This is a genomic window from Rhodococcus sp. SB1D (assembly GCF_048573875.1).
In the GTDB taxonomy this organism is placed as follows: domain Bacteria; phylum Actinomycetota; class Actinomycetes; order Mycobacteriales; family Mycobacteriaceae; genus Rhodococcus_F; species Rhodococcus_F qingshengii.
On record NZ_JBMAIQ010000007.1, the window covers coordinates 270,617 to 287,412 of the forward strand.

The 16,796-nt window shown below is 63.1% G+C and carries 17 protein-coding genes; 9 read left to right on the forward strand and 8 right to left on the reverse strand.

Annotated features, from left to right (window positions below):
- Positions 1-14 precede the first annotated feature (14 nt).
- A complete protein-coding gene (locus tag ACN50D_RS17930) occupies positions 15-800 on the reverse strand; it encodes an aldolase (protein ID WP_030534888.1) in 786 nt (261 codons plus the stop codon).
- Positions 801-966: 166 nt separating this feature from the next.
- On the opposite strand from ACN50D_RS17930, the gene ACN50D_RS17935 reads away from it, so the two are divergent.
- Together ACN50D_RS17935 and ACN50D_RS17940 are read left to right on the forward strand one after the other, a co-directional pair.
- A complete protein-coding gene (locus ACN50D_RS17935) occupies positions 967-1,557 on the forward strand; it encodes a helix-turn-helix domain-containing protein (protein ID WP_003946400.1) in 591 nt (196 codons plus the stop codon).
- Entirely contained in the window at positions 1,554-1,979 is a 426-nt protein-coding gene (locus ACN50D_RS17940; RefSeq protein ID WP_054188822.1) for a hypothetical protein, read from the forward strand. Before ACN50D_RS17935 ends, ACN50D_RS17940 begins: the two co-directional genes overlap by 4 nt.
- A gap of 7 nt (positions 1,980-1,986) precedes the next feature.
- Here the strand turns inward: ACN50D_RS17940 and ACN50D_RS17945 are convergent, their stop codons facing one another.
- Genes ACN50D_RS17945 through ACN50D_RS17955 form a run of 3 tightly spaced genes read right to left on the reverse strand, consistent with a single transcriptional unit; the run spans position 1,987 to position 6,424 of the window.
- The gene (locus tag ACN50D_RS17945) at positions 1,987-3,459 is read right to left on the reverse strand and encodes a carboxylesterase/lipase family protein (protein ID WP_064443896.1); all 1,473 of its coding nucleotides are present in this window, start codon (positions 3,457-3,459) and stop codon (positions 1,987-1,989) included.
- Positions 3,456-4,985: a carboxylesterase/lipase family protein gene (locus ACN50D_RS17950; protein ID WP_003946388.1), complete on the reverse strand. Its 1,530-nt coding sequence runs from the start codon at positions 4,983-4,985 to the stop codon at positions 3,456-3,458. The genes ACN50D_RS17945 and ACN50D_RS17950 overlap by 4 nt, the downstream gene beginning before the upstream one ends.
- A 29-nt stretch (positions 4,986-5,014) precedes the next feature.
- Positions 5,015-6,424 (reverse strand): dihydrolipoyl dehydrogenase family protein, encoded by a 1,410-nt coding sequence (locus ACN50D_RS17955; RefSeq protein ID WP_042449247.1) that lies wholly within the window; start codon positions 6,422-6,424, stop codon positions 5,015-5,017.
- 82 nt (positions 6,425-6,506) lie between these two features.
- Here ACN50D_RS17955 and ACN50D_RS17960 point away from each other — a divergent pair, with 82 nt between their 5' ends.
- Both ACN50D_RS17960 and ACN50D_RS17965 read left to right on the forward strand, forming a co-directional pair.
- Positions 6,507-7,259: an SDR family oxidoreductase gene (locus tag ACN50D_RS17960; protein ID WP_019744767.1), complete on the forward strand. Its 753-nt coding sequence runs from the start codon at positions 6,507-6,509 to the stop codon at positions 7,257-7,259.
- Positions 7,259-8,581 (forward strand): NAD(P)/FAD-dependent oxidoreductase, encoded by a 1,323-nt coding sequence (locus tag ACN50D_RS17965; RefSeq protein WP_211920721.1) that lies wholly within the window; start codon positions 7,259-7,261, stop codon positions 8,579-8,581. Before ACN50D_RS17960 ends, ACN50D_RS17965 begins: the two co-directional genes overlap by 1 nt.
- A 3-nt stretch (positions 8,582-8,584) precedes the next feature.
- On the opposite strand, the gene ACN50D_RS17970 is transcribed toward ACN50D_RS17965, so the two are convergent.
- The gene (locus ACN50D_RS17970) at positions 8,585-9,088 is read right to left on the reverse strand and encodes a hypothetical protein (protein WP_019744765.1); all 504 of its coding nucleotides are present in this window, start codon (positions 9,086-9,088) and stop codon (positions 8,585-8,587) included.
- Positions 9,089-9,212: 124 nt separating this feature from the next.
- Between ACN50D_RS17970 and ACN50D_RS17975 the strand changes: the two genes are divergently transcribed.
- Genes ACN50D_RS17975 through ACN50D_RS17985 form a run of 3 tightly spaced genes read left to right on the forward strand, consistent with a single transcriptional unit; the run spans position 9,213 to position 11,320 of the window.
- The gene (locus tag ACN50D_RS17975) at positions 9,213-9,689 is read left to right on the forward strand and encodes a MarR family winged helix-turn-helix transcriptional regulator (protein WP_042449048.1); all 477 of its coding nucleotides are present in this window, start codon (positions 9,213-9,215) and stop codon (positions 9,687-9,689) included.
- Positions 9,690-9,726: 37 nt separating this feature from the next.
- Positions 9,727-10,542: an ABC transporter ATP-binding protein gene (locus ACN50D_RS17980; protein WP_371698823.1), complete on the forward strand. Its 816-nt coding sequence runs from the start codon at positions 9,727-9,729 to the stop codon at positions 10,540-10,542.
- The gene (locus tag ACN50D_RS17985) at positions 10,502-11,320 is read left to right on the forward strand and encodes an ABC transporter permease (RefSeq protein ID WP_007727621.1); all 819 of its coding nucleotides are present in this window, start codon (positions 10,502-10,504) and stop codon (positions 11,318-11,320) included. Before ACN50D_RS17980 ends, ACN50D_RS17985 begins: the two co-directional genes overlap by 41 nt.
- A 26-nt stretch (positions 11,321-11,346) precedes the next feature.
- Here the strand turns inward: ACN50D_RS17985 and ACN50D_RS17990 are convergent, their stop codons facing one another.
- Both ACN50D_RS17990 and ACN50D_RS17995 read right to left on the reverse strand, forming a co-directional pair.
- Positions 11,347-11,790: a helix-turn-helix domain-containing protein gene (locus ACN50D_RS17990; protein WP_003946341.1), complete on the reverse strand. Its 444-nt coding sequence runs from the start codon at positions 11,788-11,790 to the stop codon at positions 11,347-11,349.
- 551 nt (positions 11,791-12,341) lie between these two features.
- On the reverse strand, positions 12,342-12,500 hold the full coding sequence (locus ACN50D_RS17995; RefSeq protein WP_155277906.1) for a hypothetical protein: 159 nt from the start codon (positions 12,498-12,500) through the stop codon (positions 12,342-12,344).
- 210 nt (positions 12,501-12,710) lie between these two features.
- On the opposite strand from ACN50D_RS17995, the gene ACN50D_RS18000 reads away from it, so the two are divergent.
- Positions 12,711-13,523, forward strand: a complete 813-nt coding sequence (locus ACN50D_RS18000; protein ID WP_007727618.1) for an FAD:protein FMN transferase — start codon at positions 12,711-12,713, stop codon at positions 13,521-13,523.
- Position 13,524: 1 nt separating this feature from the next.
- Here the strand turns inward: ACN50D_RS18000 and pgi are convergent, their stop codons facing one another.
- On the reverse strand, positions 13,525-15,180 hold the full coding sequence (pgi, locus tag ACN50D_RS18005) for a glucose-6-phosphate isomerase (RefSeq protein WP_118603670.1): 1,656 nt from the start codon (positions 15,178-15,180) through the stop codon (positions 13,525-13,527).
- Positions 15,181-15,272: 92 nt separating this feature from the next.
- Between pgi and ACN50D_RS18010 the strand changes: the two genes are divergently transcribed.
- A complete protein-coding gene (locus ACN50D_RS18010) occupies positions 15,273-16,727 on the forward strand; it encodes an NAD-dependent succinate-semialdehyde dehydrogenase (protein WP_007727613.1) in 1,455 nt (484 codons plus the stop codon).
- The last annotated feature ends 69 nt before the right edge of the window (positions 16,728-16,796 follow it).

The following is a 16,796-nucleotide window of genomic DNA, read 5'->3' on the forward strand; positions in this document are numbered from 1 at the left end:
GTGGGAAACAAAAGTCAGTTGGTCAGTGTGTCGGGATGATTGCGGAGAGCGCGACGGGCGTAGTAAGCGAAGTTCGCCTCGCTGCGCCGAGGAGTCAGTGTCCAATCGTGTGCCTCCTTCGCCAGGCGAGGCGGTAGCGGCTTGATGTCTCCGGCAGCCATCGCCAGCAACTGCAGTCTGGCCGCTCGCTCGATCAGATGCCCGAGAGAGCATGCCTCTTCGACCGTGTTGCCGACGACGAGTTGGCCGTGGTGGGCGAGCAGAATTGCCCGCTTGTCGCCGAGTGCAGCCGAAATGATCTCGCCCTCCTCGTTTCCCACGGGAACCCCGGGCCAGTCGGCGAGAAATGCGCAGTCGTCGTAGAGCGGCGCGATGTCCATTTGGGAGACGACGAGGGGAATCTCGAGCATCGACAGCGCCGTCGCATGTAGTGGGTGTGTGTGGACGATGCAGTTGACGTCGGGTCGTGCGCGGTAGATCCAACTGTGGAACCTGTTGGCGGGGTTCGGCATGCCCTCCCCGTCGAGGACTTCGAGATCCTCGTTGACGAGCAGGAGGTTGTCCTCGGTGATCTCGTCGAACCCGAGGCCGAGTCGCTGTGTGACAAACGTTCCTGGCTGCCCACCGCGGGCGGAGATCTGTCCGGCAAGGCCGGAGTCGTGGCCGGCGTCCGACAGTGCCCGGCAGGTCAGTGCGATCTTCTGTCGAAGAGTCCAACTACCTGTCGTTACTTCGGTGAGCATCTTCGTCTCGGCGGTGGCCATGAGTTCCTGCTTGCTCGCATGCATCGTGTCGGTCATGGGGTGTGCCTTTCTCGGGACCCGGAAATCAATGACATTCAGTCACCTATAAGACACAAAGTGTCATATAGGACGGAAATGCGCAACCCTCGATTCCTGCATCGCTGATCGCCGCAGGTCAATGTATTGGTAGGGTGATGACACAAAGTCTCGTGAGGGGAACCGAATGGCAGCGTTTTTGCGAACACATCGGCGTCGCGCCGGTCTGACGCTCGAGGGCCTGGCCGAGCAGACCGGTCTGACGAAGAGCTATCTCTCCAAGGTCGAGCGGGGTATCAGTACCCCGTCGATCGCGGTGGCACTCAAGATTGCGCGTGTGCTCGACGCCGATGTGGGGCAACTGTTCTCGGACAGTATGGAGGGAAATGCCATGACGATCGTGCGCGCGAAGGACCGCGTGATCGACCCGGCCAACTCCGTGCAGTCTTCCGTCTACGATCCGATCGCGCCCTCACTGGTCGGAAAGGCCATGCAGCCGTTCGTGGTTCATCCGGCCTCGGTGATGGGTCCCAAGTTCATGGACCACACGGGAGAGGAGTTCGTGTTCGTGCACTCCGGATCCGTAGAATTCGAAATCCCCGGGCAGACGATGCACCTCGACGCCGGCGACAGCTTGTACTTCGACGCGAATACGCCGCACCGGATGCGGTCGGTGTCGGCGGATCGTGCGGTGGTGCTGGTTGTCGTCTACGACAAGCCTTCGGCTGGATCACCCAGCGGTGACTCGCTGGAAACGCACTGCGGGGTGGGCAGATGACGCTGGGGATCGACACGACACTGACGCTTCTCGCGGCCGGTCTGATCTTCCTTCTCTCCCTGTGCCTGGGAATCTGGAAATACCGACAGATGGCCACTTCGGACAATCACCTCGCCCATCCGTATGTCGACATCGCACACCGCGCTGCCCTGATGTACTCGTTTGCGACGCTGCTGATCGCGGTGTTCGTCGAAATCAGTGCGTGGCCGACGTGGATCAACCTGACCAGTGCCGCAGTGGTCGTGTTCTTCTTTCTCGCAGCGATATTCAGCTACATCGCTCACGGTGCGATGAAGGACACCGACAATCAGTTCGAGTCCGCCGGTCCGCCCCTGCACCTCGGGATGTTTCTGCTGATTCTCGGCGAGGTGGGCGGATTTGCCGTCCTACTCGCAGGTTTCGTGAAAGGCCAGTTCTTCTGATCGGGCTTCAGCGCCTGTGCTCGTAGCCGATCCAAGCCCGTCGACGCTCACCCATCGGGTCGTTCTCCACTCGGGACGTCTCGTCGAAGATCATTGTTTGCCGCTCCGGTACGGAGTAGGCGGGCCAATCCCGGTCCGGCACTCCGTGGCGGGCGAAATGGATCCAGTGGCGCTGCATGGTGGAGGTCACCGCAGTCAGTCCGCGGCGCCCACCGACCGCTGTCAAGGCCGCGGTGAGTGCATCCGAACGCCCGAAGACCGCAAGCAATTCGGTGGCGTGGGTAGCGCCCATGCCGATGAGTCTGAGCAGGCGAGGCGCAAAATCGTAGCGGTAACTGTAGGTAGGAGCTACCTGGCAATGACCCTGTGCGCAGAGTATCGCGGGCTCCCAGAACGTGATGTCGCCGCCGAGATCTGCGGCAGCAAACCGGTGCGGATACGTGGGATACGCCGCGAGCGCACGTGCTTTCACTTCAGGGGTGGTGTGGGAGAACATCTTCTCGATCCGAACCGGGTCGGTAGGCAAGATGTCGAGAACGCGCGGGAAGATTCTTCCCTCGTGGAGATTCGAACCGACGAGCAGCGGAACGGGGTGGGCGCGTCCGGCGGCGAACACGTCGAGCGGGTGTTCGGGAAGGACGTCGTCACCCACCACGGGGGCAAATGCCCGCGTTCCGGGTTCTTCGTCCGCGCCGCGGCGCGCAAGTTCTTCGCCGGCATCGACCAGGTCCTTCACCGAAGCGGAGCGCAGCCACGATGCCGGATCGGCATCCGGAGCCTGTGCGATCTCGAGGAACTCGCGTGCCCAACGGTGCGCTCGCTCTTTTCCGTATGCCGAAGCAGCCGGCGGACTTTGAGCGATGGCCCGGGCGAACAGCCCTCGTGCCGCCGGCGTTGCCATCAGAGTGGTGACCGCGTTGGCGCCGGACGATTCACCGAAGACGGTGACGGCGTTCGGGTCGCCACCGAAAGCGGCGATGTTGCGTTGGACCCACGTCAGCGCGGCGATCTGATCGCGCAATCCGAGGTTCGTCTCGAATGATTGTTCCGCAGTGGAATATTCACTGAAATCGAGGTAGCCCAACGCGCCGAGACGATATTGGATCGAGACGTAGACGATGTCGCCACGTTCGACCAGGCTCGTTCCGCGGTACATGGGCGTCGACGGATTCCCGCCGTTGTACGCGCCGCCGTGAATGAAGACCATGACCGGTCGCAACGAATCCGACGGTACCTGCGGGGCCACGACATTGACGAAGAGTGAGTTCTCGTCGAAGTTGCTCTTGCGCTGCGGAGACGGAGAGCCGAATGCTTCCGCCGGGCGGACACCATGCCAAGCCTCGACCGGCTGCGGTGCGCGAAATCTCCAAGGACCGGTCGGGGCCGTTGCGTAGGGGATTGCTCGCCAGGTGCGCAGTCCTCGATCGAGGCGCCCGCGTACGACCCCGGAATCGAGAGTGATCTCGAGGGGGCTCGTCACGGTAGGGAGATGTCGGTGCCGTGGCTACGGTAACCGCTGTATCCCGCCCAGGCCAAGCGTTGTTCACGTCTGGGATCGTTCTCGACGCGGACGATCTCGTCGAAGATCATGGTCCGACGCTCCTGCCCCTCGTAGCGCGGCCACGATCCGCGCGGCGAGCCGTGCTCGGCGAAGTGAAGCCAGTGTCCCTGAACAGATTCGGTGACTGCGCGCAGTCCGCGTCGACCGCCGGGAAGGGTGAGGCCGCGCCCGACAAGGGTGTCACCGATGCCGAAGACTGCAAACATCTCGAATCCGTGTGTGGCGTCGAGGCCGAGCCAGCGCATCATCGTCGGCGCGAAGTCGAATCGGTAGGCGTATGTCGGCGCTGATTGTGCGTGCGCTTGCATCAACTCCACGGACGGGTGCCAGAACGTGACGTCTCCGCCGACGTCGATCGCGGACTGCTCGTCCGGGTAGCCGGGATAGGTTGCGAGGATGCGCTTCCCGGCCTCGGGATCGGTGAGGGCAAACATGGTGTCGATGCGCGACGGGTTGGTCGGAAGTGCGTCGAGCACCTTCGGGAACAGCGTCCCCTCCCGTCTGTTGGTGCCGATGATCATCGGCACCTGGTGTGCCGATCCTTCTTTGAATGCGTCCAAGGGGGAGCGCGGCAGGAAGTCGCCGTCGACGACCGGTCCGAAGGGATGTAGTCCAGGTGTGTTCGCGAGTACCTCGGCGCCCAGTCTGCTTCCGGCTCTGCCCAATTCGACGGCTGTCGCCGAGGTCAGGGCCTTCGCGGGTGGTAGGCCGGAATTGAGGATCTCGACGAAACGCGCGCCCCAGGCATGCGATCGCTGCGTGCTCGAGACCAGATCCGGAGCCGAACTCTCGGCGATAGCGCCGGCAAAGAGTCCCTTGGCGGCCGGAGTCGCCATCAGGGTGGTGACGGCGGTGGCTCCGGCGGATTCACCGAAAATCGTGACTTTTTCAGGATCCCCACCGAAGGCGGCGATGTTGCGTTGCACCCACTGCAGGGCCGCGACCTGATCGCGCAGTCCGAGGTTGGAGTCGAATACGCGCTCGGATGTGGAGAACGGGGTGAAATCGAGGTAGCCCAGAGCGCCGAGTCGGTAGTTGATCGAGACGTAGACGACGTCGCCGCGTTCGACGAGGGACACGCCCGAGTACAAGCCGGTGGCCGAGGTCCCGATGGTGTTTGCCCCACCGTGGATGAAAACCATGACGGGACGCGGAGTATTGCCGGTGTTCGCGGGGGCGAGCACGTTGAGCGTCAGGCAGTCCTCGCTGCTCGGCTGGTACTTCCCGGGCGCGAGCAACAGCCCCTTCTTGTGTTGGACAGACGCGTCGCCGAACCTGGTCGCGTCGCGTTCTCCGGTCCACGGCGTGACCGGCTGGGGTCGCGTCAGACGCAGTGTTCCGACCGGCGGCCGGGCGTAGGGAATTCCGCGCCAGGCACGAAGTTTTCCCACCCGGCGGCCGCGCAGGGTGCCGTCGGCCGTGGTCACAAGTATGTCGGACGCCATGTCGCGACTATACGTACTTCGGGAGCGCGTCAGCGGCGAGCCTCCAGCAATCGAAGCCAGACTTCACTGACCGTCGGATACGAGGGCACCGCATGCCAGAGAGTTTCCAGTGGTACGGCGCCGACGACCGCGATTGTCGCCGCATGCACCAGCTCGGATACTTCGGGCCCGGCGAAGGTAGCGCCGAGGATCACGTCGGTGGCCTTGTCGATCACCAACTTCGCGCGCCCCGAGTAGTCGTCGCGCAGCAGCGAAGATCCCGCGACGGCGAGTTCGATCTCCACGACTTCGACGTCGTAGCCGTCGTCGCGAGCTTTCTTCTCGGTGCGTCCCACCCAGGCGATTTCGGGTGAGGTGAACACCACCTGGGGGACCTGTCCGTTGTCCGCCGACGCCGTGTACCGAGGTCCCCTGAGTCCGCGGCTCTCGGCCCGCGCGGCGATGACGTCTCCGCAGACTCTCGCCTGATACTTGCCCATGTGGGTGAGGGGAGAACGACCGTTGATGTCGCCGACGGCGTAGAGCCACTCACCTTGGGCACAGAGGTGATCGTCAGTGGTGACGTACTTGCCGTCCTCGAGGCCGATGACGGACAAGCCGAGATCGGCAGATGTCGGCCCGCGGCCCGCCGCGACGATGACCTCGTCGACTTCGATCACGCCGGACGATGTCTCGATGCTGACGGGTCCACCGTGGATGTGACCTTCGCCGGTGTCCTTGGCATCGGGGCGTGAGACCGAGTTGACGGCAGTGCTCAGTCGAACGTCCACACCGCGGGCGCCGAGTGCTTCGGCCACCATCGTTCCGGCAAACGGTTCTGCTGATTTCAACAGAGCATCGCCCCTCACGAGCAACGTCACGTGAGCGCCGAACGACGACAACCACGTTGCGCACTCAGTTGCGACCACTCCGCCGCCGATGACCGCCACTCGCGACGGAACCTCGTGCAGGTTGGTGGCGTCGCGCGAGGTCCACGGGAGTGCCTCGCGCAATCCCGGTGTCTTCGGGACGGTGGCGGTCGTTCCCGTGGCGAGTACGACGGCCTGGCGGGCACGGAGCTTACGGGTCCCGTCGACGGTCACTGCTCGCTCGCCGTCGATGACCCCGTGGCCTTTGATCACGGTGATGCCCGCGGAGGTTGCCCAGTCGACCTGGGACGAATCGTCGTGGTTGTGGGTGAACGAGTCGCGCCGTTTCAGAATGGCATCGACGTCCAGCGGTCCGGCCGGGATCCCGGGCAAGGCGTCGGCCGCCTCGAGGACCTGCCCCGGGCGCAGTAGTGCCTTGCTGGGCATACAGGCCCAATACGAGCATTCACCACCGACCAGTTCGTGTTCCACGATTGCGGCGGTGCGATTACTTCCGGCGATGGCGTATGCGGCGGCGTTCTCGCCGGCGGGCCCACCGCCGATCACGATGACATCGAATTCGTCGGTCATTGCTCCACGGTATGCCGGATCGGTCCGAGTTCGCTCGGTTACTGCCGGGTACGAGAGCTCGATGGTGGCTACAGTTGCACCCATGACGCGGCAGAAGATTTTGATCACCGGTGCCAGTTCGGGTCTGGGGGAGGAGATGGCCAGGAGATTCGCCGCGGCCGGTCGCGACCTCGCGCTGTGTGCCCGGCGGACGGATCGTCTCGACACGCTGCGAGGGGAGTTGGTGGCGCAGTACCCGTCGATCAGCGTCGCAGTGCGCGAACTCGATGTGACCGAACACGATTCCGTCGTCCGGGTTTTCGGTGAGCTGCGCGACGAGTTGGGTGGCCTGGACCGGGTGATCGTGAACGCCGGGCTCGGCAAGGGCGCCAAGATCGGAACCGGAAAAGCGCACGCGAATCTTGCAACAGCGCAGACGAATTTTGTCGGCGCGCTGTCGCAGTGTGAAGCTGCGCTCGAGATCTTCCGCGCGCAGGACGCCGGACACCTGGTTCTCGTGTCCTCGATAAGCGCGGATCGGGGGCTACCCGGGCCAAAAGCGGCCTATTCGGCAAGCAAGGCCGGGGTAGCGGCTCTGGGTGAGGCGCTCAGTATCGAGTTGGCGCGCACACCTATTCGGGTCACCACCCTGCTGCCGGGCTTCATCAAGACCGACATGTCCGCCGGCGCCGGCGACGACGCAGCGCTCATGGCCAGTCTGGACGAAGGCGTCAGTGCCATGGTCGACGCCATCGAGAAGGAAACCACACGAGCGGCGCTACCAGGCCTGAAGTGGCAAGGGATAGATGCGGCCCTACGATTCCTGCCCAACTCCGTGACAGCGAGGTTTGTCTGATGAGCATCCACATCTCGAACGGTAAGCCCCGCGTAGTGATCGTCGGTGGCGGCTTCGGTGGACTGTACGCAGCGAGACGGCTCAAGAAGGCCGACGTCGAGGTGGTTCTGATCGACCGAGGGACCAGCCACGTCTTCCAGCCCCTGCTCTACCAGTGCGCCACGGGTCTGCTCTCCGAAGGGCAGATCGCAAGTCCGCTGCGACATCTGCTCGAGGACAACAAGAACACGAACGTCGTTCTGGGCGAGGCCAAGTCGGTGGACGCCGACGCCGGGATACTGACTGCCAGTCGCTTCGACGGGTCGACCTTCGAATTGCCGTACGACTACCTGATCGTGGCGGCTGGAATGCGCCTGTCGTACCACGGCCAGGACGAGTTCATCAAATGGGCGCCTGGCATGAAAACCCTCGACGACGCTTTGGCGATCAGGCGCAGTCTCATTGCTGCGTTCGAGATGGCCGAATCGCTCCCGACGGCGGAAGAACGTCGGCCGTGGCTGACCTTCGCCGTGGCGGGCGGTGGACCCACGGGAGTCGAATTAGCCGGGCAGATCCGCGAATTGGCAATGCACGCGCTGACCAACGAGTTCCGGTCCATAGACCCGGACGAGGCAAGGGTGCTGCTCTTCCACGGCGACGATCGGGTGCTCCCTTCGTTCAGTCGCAAGCTCTCGGCCGCCGCCAAACGTACTCTCGACGGGATCGGCGTCGAGACGCACCTCGGAGTACACGTTACCGACGTGTGCGAGACCAGCATCGAGACGACGGACAAGAAGACAAAAGAGAAGCGGCAGTACGAGACCCGCACGATTTTGTGGACCGCGGGCGTCGAAGCGGTGCCGTTCGCCGAGGCACTGGCCACGGCGCTGGGTGTGAAGCAGGTCGGCGGTGGCCGCATCGAGGTGGAAGCCGATCTGACCGTTCCCGGCCACCCGAACGTCTACGTGGTGGGCGACCTCATGTCCCGGGACAAACTTGCCGGGGTGGCCGAGGTTGCGATGCAGGGTGGTCGGCACGCCGGTGCCCGGATCGCGGCAACCGTCGAAAACGGCGTGCCCAGCCGAAAACCATTCAAGTACCGCGATCTTGGAACCGCGGCCTACATTTCGCGACGCCACGCGTTGCTTCAGGCAGGGCCGGTCCAGTTGTCCGGGTTCATCGGGTGGGTGTCCTGGGGAATCATCCACATCGCATTCCTCGCCGGTTTCCGCAACCGCGCCAGCACGGTGCTCAACTGGGGCGCAACCTTGGCGTCGAAAACGCGTCGGGAACGGGCAATCACGTACGGCGACCCCGAAACCGCTCGGCAGCCGTACAACTGAGGGCTACTCGGTCTTGAACACAGGGTTGCCGGCGGCGTCGATCATCCACCACAGGCTGCCGACGCTCTGTCCGAGCATGTCGCCGGGAACCTTGTCGTCGAGGTACCGATAGACGGGCTTGCCGTTGACGGTGATCTGGAAAGATCCTTCAGGCCCGTCGACAGTGTCGATGACGGCGTCGATTCCTTCGACGATGGGTGAATCGGTCACCGAGGTGACCGCCGGCCAGTAACGCAGGCACGCTTCGTCGCACGACCCGGCTTGTGAGTTCTCCTCGTCCGGGTTGTAGACGTAGACGGTCATGCCTTCGCCGTCGACGGCGATCGTCCCGAGTGGGGAGTCGGCGGTCTTCAGCAGGGGTGCATCAGCGGCGGCGGGTGGCGACAGCGACGTCGCAATGGCAGTGACGTTGTCTGCGCTGTCCCCGGAATCGAGGGCGTCGGGCGAGCAACCGGTGAGGATCAGGGCGCTACTCGCAACCGTCGCGAACAACCACTGTCTGCGCATGACGTCTCCGTTCTGGGCGGGAGTGCTCGGGACAAGCAATCGGGGATACCCGTTGCGGACGAGCTGAAAACGCCGGGCGTCCGGATTCCTCGACAATAGCTCTGTTACAGAGCTATTGTGAGGTATGGATGAAATCGGAGCAGATCACAGGCTTTCGGATGACGTCCTGGAGACGCTCGGACAATTGCGCCGGGGCACGAGGAAGGCGTCGGGGCGGCCGTTTGCGGAACGACCGCTCGCCGGCGCCCAGATCGAACTCGTCAGGCTGCTACGGCGCAACCCGGGTCTGTCGGTGGCCGAGGCCGCCGGGCGATTGGGTGTCGCGGCAAACACGGTGTCCACCTTGGTGCGGCAGCTCGTCGACGAGGGAGTGATCGAACGCGTTGCCGACGAGGCCGACCGCCGCGTCGCGCGATTGGTGCTCGCGGACGAGGCGCGCGCCCGCGTCGAGGTGTGGCGTGATCGCCGGAGTGTGATTGTCGGTCAGGCATTGTCGACTCTGACCGCAGAGGACAGGGCAAGTATCGAGGCTGCTCTACCGGCCCTGTCTCGATTGGCGAGCGCTCTGGCAGCAGCCGGATCGGAAGGCGGGGGGCAGTGAGATGCTGACGCAGTGGTGGAGGAGCCGAGCAGTACACATGCCTGACCCCGACGCACCCGCGGTCGAGATCGACTCGGTCACATACAAGTTCGGCGGTCATCGGGCGGTGGACAACCTGAGTCTGGTCGTCAACGCGGGGGAATGCTTCGGCCTGCTCGGTCCCAACGGTGCAGGAAAGACGACGACGATCAGGTTGCTCAACACGTTACTTCCTCTGCAAGAGGGTGACATTCGAATTCTCGGTCGCTCCGTTCGCAGCGAAGCGATGACCATTCGGCGCTACCTCGGGTACGTGCCACAACAGCTCTCGATCGAAAGCGCATTGACCGCACGCGAGAACGTGACCTGGTTCGCGCGACTGTACGACGTTCCGCGGTCCGAACGACGCGAGCGCGTCGACCAAGCGCTCGAGATGGTGGATCTGCTCGATTCAGGTGAGCGTCTCGCGTCGAGCTTCTCCGGCGGTATGGTGCGACGGCTCGAACTTGCGCAGGCACTGGTGAACCGACCGTCGCTGCTGGTGCTCGACGAACCGACGGTGGGGTTGGATCCCATTGCCCGCGAATCCGTCTGGAAGCGAGTGGCGGAGATGCAGAAGCGATACGGCATGACCGTCCTGCTCACGACGCACTACATGGAAGAAGCCGAGGAGTTGTGTGATCGTGTTGCGTTGATGCATCACGGTGAACTTCGTGCAGTGGGCGAGCCGAGCGCGTTGGCCGCCGAACTGGGGCCGGAGGCCACTCTCGAAGACGTATTCCGTCACTACACCGGCGACGACCTCACCGGCGGCAAGTCAGGAGGTCTCCACGATGTCCGCAGTGCCCGTCGCACAGCGCGCCGCTTGGGCTGATCCCACTACCAACAGTCTTGCTCGATTGCTCTCGAGAATTTACACATTCTGCCTCGTGGAAGTTCAGAAGTTGCGGCACGACCGATCTGAATTGGTCACGCGCGCAATCCAGCCGATCCTCTGGTTGGTGATCTTCGGTCAGACGTTCAGTCATATCCGAGCGATCCCGACTGGCGACGTACCGTATCTCGACTTTCTCGCGCCGGGCATCATTGCGCAGTCCGCGCTTTTTGTTGCGATCTTCTACGGAATCCAGATCATCTGGGAGCGTGACGCGGGAGTCCTCACCAAACTCATGGTGACGCCGACGCCACGAGCCGCGCTGGTCACCGGAAAGGCATTTGCAGCCGGTATCCGTGCGGTCGCCCAGGCCGTGGTCGTAGTCGTTGTAGCGGCGCTGCTGGGCGTGAGCATGACGTGGAACCCGATCAAGCTGCTCGGCGTCGTGGCTGTCGTTGTCCTCGGCTCGGCGTTCTTCGCCTGTCTGTCGGTTGCGATCGCGGGGATCGTGCTCAAACGAGATCGATTGATGGGCATCGGCCAGGCGATCACCATGCCGTTGTTCTTCGCGTCCAACGCTCTGTACCCGGTCGAACTCATGCCGACGTGGGTTCAGTGGCTCAGTCGCATCAATCCGCTGAGTTACGAGGTGTCAGCGCTGCGCGGTCTGCTGATCGGAATGCCGACCGACTACCTCGTCGACTTCGGCGTGCTGATCGGGGCCGCGCTGCTCGGAATCATCACAGCTTCGGCACTATTGGGCCGCTTGACTCGCTGATCTGACTCGCTGAACTTCGCTCCGGACTAGTCGCGAGTGAACGGTGGGGTGTAGGTGCTGCAATCCGGAGGGACGGCCGGGAGTCCTTCGGACGAGCGAAGTTTCTCCGCAATCGATGAGAGCAAGTCCTGCGATTCAGGGGAGAGATCGACCGCTTTTATGGCCAGAGAACGTAATTCGCTGTCGTGGAACTCCTCGACAACCGAACGGTCTTCTTCCGGAATCAGTTCGGGATCTTGGCGAGGTGTCGGGCCGAAGAAGTACTCTGCTGCTACGCCGAAGTAATCGGCCAATGCCAAAACGACTTGCTCCGATGGATTCGTGCGCACACCGCTCCGGAGTTGCGAGAGGTACGGTGTCGAAATCTTGCATCCACGTTGCGAAAGGGCTTCCACAACTTGTGCGTTGGTGAGTCTCGGTGCTGTGGCCGGGTACAAGGCGTTCAAACGGTCCTTGAATGAATCGGTCACAATTCCTCCCTCGAGCGTGACCCAGCGTCACAGCTACTTCGCAGTTTTCACATAGTAGACGACACGGTTATTCTGGACTCTGGTCGAAAGTCCTTTCACCTGCGGATATTTGGCGCAGAAAAATTCCAAAGACTTTGTAAAGTATGTGATTTTCGCCGCGTACTGACCGTTCGTTTTGCCAAGGTGTACGGCGGTAGCGTATAAGCCGAACGGTGGTGGTTACGCCATTGTGCTGCAGGTTCTTTCAGCCGGTCCTATCCATTTTGTGTCGATGCATTCCTGCTCGGTCTGTAACGTGCGAAGCGCTGCCGCCGGGCACCGGGCGTCGTCGTGCCGGCGGTTGGCGCGCCGCGTGTTCGGGACTTCTTCTCGGTGCTCTGCTCGACGCTCGCGCGCAGTGGTGGGCCCGTATTTTGCTGCACTCGAGAGTGAGCGCTCAGGTGTGTCCACCTGCGAAAGTGACGCGCATTGAAGCGGCCGATTGGTATGTCATCGACGTTGGAACACAGTGCTTCTCGTCGGTCCCCATTTTTCATGCGGTGACATAAGGTTCATGCGGTGACATCAGCGCCGCCCGGGCGTGTTGCTGCGGCGGACCGGGCTCGAAGCGCAGCCGGTCGGCCGGACATGTCGAGCGTCGACTCTGCGTCTTTCGGATCGGAATTGCCCGCTGCGCCAGTAGTAGTCGACGTCGTCGCAGTCAGGTGCATGTCAGAACCAACTGGAGGATTACACGTCTTACACACGGAGGGCGACAGTCCGGGCGGCAATTCTGTCGCACAGATCTACCATCCAGTCCCCGCCGTGCGCTGCTCAACCTGCGGCATGTGTGCCTCGGCCTCGGAAGCGCTTTATGGCACGGGGGTTGCTGACCGGCGCATACTGGTTACAACACAGTGTGTTCGAAGGGCAGGACTGACATGGTCAGTGTCGAGAAGTGGGCGATGTGGGATTCCGCCGTGGAGGTGGACGTCACCGAGGGCGCTGCGCTGCCTACTGCGCACGCGTTGATCGCAGCTGCCATCGACGAAACCGAAGCGGTCTGCGACCTTCGCCGGGGAGACGCCGAGATTCACGCCGTCAACCTCGCTCAGGGAACTCCGGTCAAAGTGACACGACGTATGTCGGCTCTGCTGCGGTCGGCGCTGTGGGCTGCCCGTATGACCGGCGGTGCAGTCAATCCGCTTGCCGACAACTACTCCGAGGACGAATCCATCCCTCCGGTGCACCCGACCCCGACGTTCGAGGACGTACAGCTCGACGGAGACGTGGTGTACGCGCCCTGGGGTGCGTCGTTCGACATCACCGGAGTTGCCAAGGCCGACACCGTCGATCGCGCCGCGCAGATCGTCGCCGCCGAATTACAATGCGGCGTTGCTGTGCGGATCGGCGACGTGATCGCCACGGCCGGCCATGCACCGGCTGGTGGCTGGCAGATTCCGGTGCCGGACAGCGAAGAAGTCGAACTGATCAACGGAACCGCGATGGCGACGGCGCGGGCGCTGGAGCTGCCCTCCTGGGAGCCGAACCAGGAGCGGCCCTCCACGGAATGGGCACAGGTCTCGGTGATTGCTGACGACGCGGTGTGGGCGTACGCCGCGAGCGAAGCTGCGTTGATCCGGGGGATAAGCGCCATCAAATGGGTTGAACAGCAAGAGCTTCGGGCTCGGCTCGTCGACCGATCCGGACGCGTGTACACAACGGAAAGTTGGTTCGGCCCGGCGGCCGCGTGAGTCAGGCCCGTCCGCGCTCTCTGCGGTACCACTGCACCAGAGCATCTGTGGATGTGTCGCCGAGGTCGCCGGGTGTTGCTTCGGAAGAGAGCGCAGGCCCCAGTTCCATGGCTTGTGTCTTGCCGAGTTCGACGCCCCACTGATCGAACGGATTGACACCCCAGACAGCACCTTCGACAAATACCTGGTGCTCGTAAAGTGCGATCAGCTGACCGACGACCGAGGGGGTCAGCTCCTTCGCCAAGATAGTGCTCGACGGTCGGTTGCCTGGCATCACCTTGTGTGGCACCAGCTCCGGAGCAGTGCCCTCTGACGCGATTTCTTCGGCAGTCTTGCCGAACGCGAGAACCTTTGTCTGAGCGAAGAAGTTACTCATGAGCAGATCGTGCATTGATCCCGTGCCGTCCGCAGTAGGCAGATCGTCGGTGGATTCCGCGAACCCGATGAAATCGGCAGGCACCAGCCAGGTGCCCTGATGCAGGAGTTGGTAGAAGGCGTGTTGGCCGTTGGTTCCGGGCTCGCCCCAGAAGATCTCACCGGTGGACGTGGTCACCGGTGAGCCGTCGGCGCGAACCGATTTGCCGTTGGATTCCATGGTCAGCTGCTGCAGGTAGGCGGGAAAGCGCAGCAAGTCGTTGGAGTAGGGCAGCACTGCGCGGGACTGTGCGCCGAAGAAGTTGGAATACCAGAGCCCGATGAGGCCGAGGAGGACCGGCGCGTTCTGCTCGAGCGGTTGGTTTCGGAAGTGCGTGTCGATCTGGTGGAAACCGTCGAGGAACTCCGCAAAGCGAACGGGTCCGACGGCACACATGACCGACAAGCCGATCGCCGAGTCGACGGAGTAGCGCCCGCCGACCCAATCCCAGAACCCGAACATGTTCGCGGTGTCGATGCCGAACTCCGCCACACGGTCACCGTGGGTGGAGACTGCGACGAAATGCTTGGCTACGGCCGAGACGTCTTCGCTGCCCAGACCGGCGAACAGCCAACGCTTTGCCGCTGTCGCGTTGGTGAGGGTCTCGAGGGTGGAGAACGTCTTGGATGCGACGATGAAGAGCGTCGTCTCCGGATCGAGGTCGTCGAGCTGCCCGACAAGGTCGACAGGGTCGATGTTGGAGACGAACCGGACGCTGATTCCGGCGTCGGCGTAATGCCGTAGTGCGCGGTAGACCATCACCGGCCCGAGGTCGGAACCGCCGATGCCGATGTTGACGATGGTGCGGATGCGCTTGCCGGTAGCTCCGGTCCACTCGCCGCTGCGCACACGATCGGCAAAAGCGCCCATCGCGTCCAGAACTTCGTGAACGTCCGCGACGACGTCTTGACCGTCGACGGTCAGAGCAGAATCCTTGGGCAGACGCAGCGCTGTGTGCAGTACGGCGCGGTCTTCGGAAGTGTTGATGTGATCGCCCGCGAACATCGCGTCGCGTCGTGCCTCGACGCCGGCCTCGCGGGCCAGGTCGACGAGCAGCGCGAGAGTCTCGCGGCTGACGCGATGCTTGCTGTAGTCGATGTGAAGATCACCGGCGTCGATCGTCAGCTCTCGCCCGCGGGCTGGATCGTCCTGGAAGAGTTCTCGCAGGTGAACGCCTTCGATGTCGGCGTAATGAGCGCGCAGTTTCTGCCAGGCTGAGGTTCCGGTGATGTCAGTGCTCACGATCATCGACTTTAGTGGCACAAGCTGGAAACTTCCGCGTGAGTCTCGCTCGCGGGCAGACGGACGCGGCTCCGACGAGCATCATGGAACCCATGGACACATTCGAATTCATTCGATCAGTTCCCACCCAGTTGTTCGTCGGCGGTCGGTTCGTGCCCGCGGAGAACAACGCGACCTTCCCGGTGGCGGATCCGGCGACCGGGAAATCGTTGACCGATGTCGCCGATGCGAGCCCCGCGGACGCGCTGCGCGCTCTCGACGAAGCCGTCGCCGTCTCGTCGAAGTGGGCGAGCACACCTGCGCGCGAGCGTGGTGAAATCCTGCGAGCCGTCTTCGAGAAGATCACCGAGCGAGCCGAGGACGTGGCGCTGCTGATGACCCTCGAAATGGGCAAGGCACTCGCCGAAAGTCGCGCCGAGGTGAAGTACGGGGCGGAGTTCTTCCGGTGGTTCAGCGAGGAGGCCGTTCGCATCGGCGGGCGCTACACGCCGGCGCCGGCGGGCAACGGCCGGATCCTTGTCACCAAGGCGCCGGTCGGACCGTGTCTGGCCATCACTCCCTGGAATTTCCCGTTGGCGATGGGTACCCGCAAGATCGGCCCGGCGTTGGCCGCCGGCTGCACGATCATCGTCAAGCCCGCCTCGGAGACCCCGTTGACGATGTTGTTGCTTGCTCAGCTCATGGCCGAAGCCGGGTTGCCCGACGGAGTCCTCTCGGTGTTGCCGACATCGAAATCCGGTGAAGTGACCGGCCCTCTCATCGACGACCCTCGACTGCGCAAGCTCACCTTCACCGGGTCCACCGGCGTCGGCAAGATGCTGGTGGAGAAGTCCGCGAAGCGATTGCTCCGCACGTCGATGGAATTGGGTGGCAACGCACCCTTCGTGGTGTTCGACGACGCGGACGTCGACAAGGCAGTCGAGGGCGCGGTACTGGCGAAGCTTCGCAACGGAGGCGAAGCATGCACCGCCGCCAACCGGTTCCACGTCGCCAACGCCGTGCGTGAAGAGTTCACGACCAAGCTGACCGAGAAGATGGCGACTTTCACGATGGGACCCGGTACCGACCCGGAGACGAAGCTCGGGCCGCTGATCAACCAGAACCAGCTCGACACGGTCGCGGAGTTGGTTGCAGATGCGGTGGATGCCGGGGCGAAGGTGCGACTGGGCGGCGAAGCGCCGGGTGGTGAAGGGTACTTCTATCCAGCCACGGTGTTGGCAGACGTTCCGGCCAGCGCGCGGATTCTGAAAGAAGAGGTGTTCGGACCCGTCGCCGCGATCACCGGCTTCGACACCGAAGCCGAGGGAATCGCAGCCGCCAACGACACCGAGTTCGGACTGGCCGCGTACATCTTCACGAGGGATCTCGACCGTGCGCTTCGGGTTTCCGACGCACTGGAATCAGGAATGATCGGCGTCAACCGCGGAGTGATCTCGGACGCGGCAGCGCCGTTCGGTGGCGTGAAGGAATCCGGATTCGGCCGCGAGGGCGGGACCGAGGGGATCGAGGAATACCTGAACACGAAGTACATCGCGCTCGAGAGCTGATACACACGCGAACGGCCACATCGGGACTGCCAGAGGCATCCGATGTGGCCGTTCGCAAGTGATCTGGGT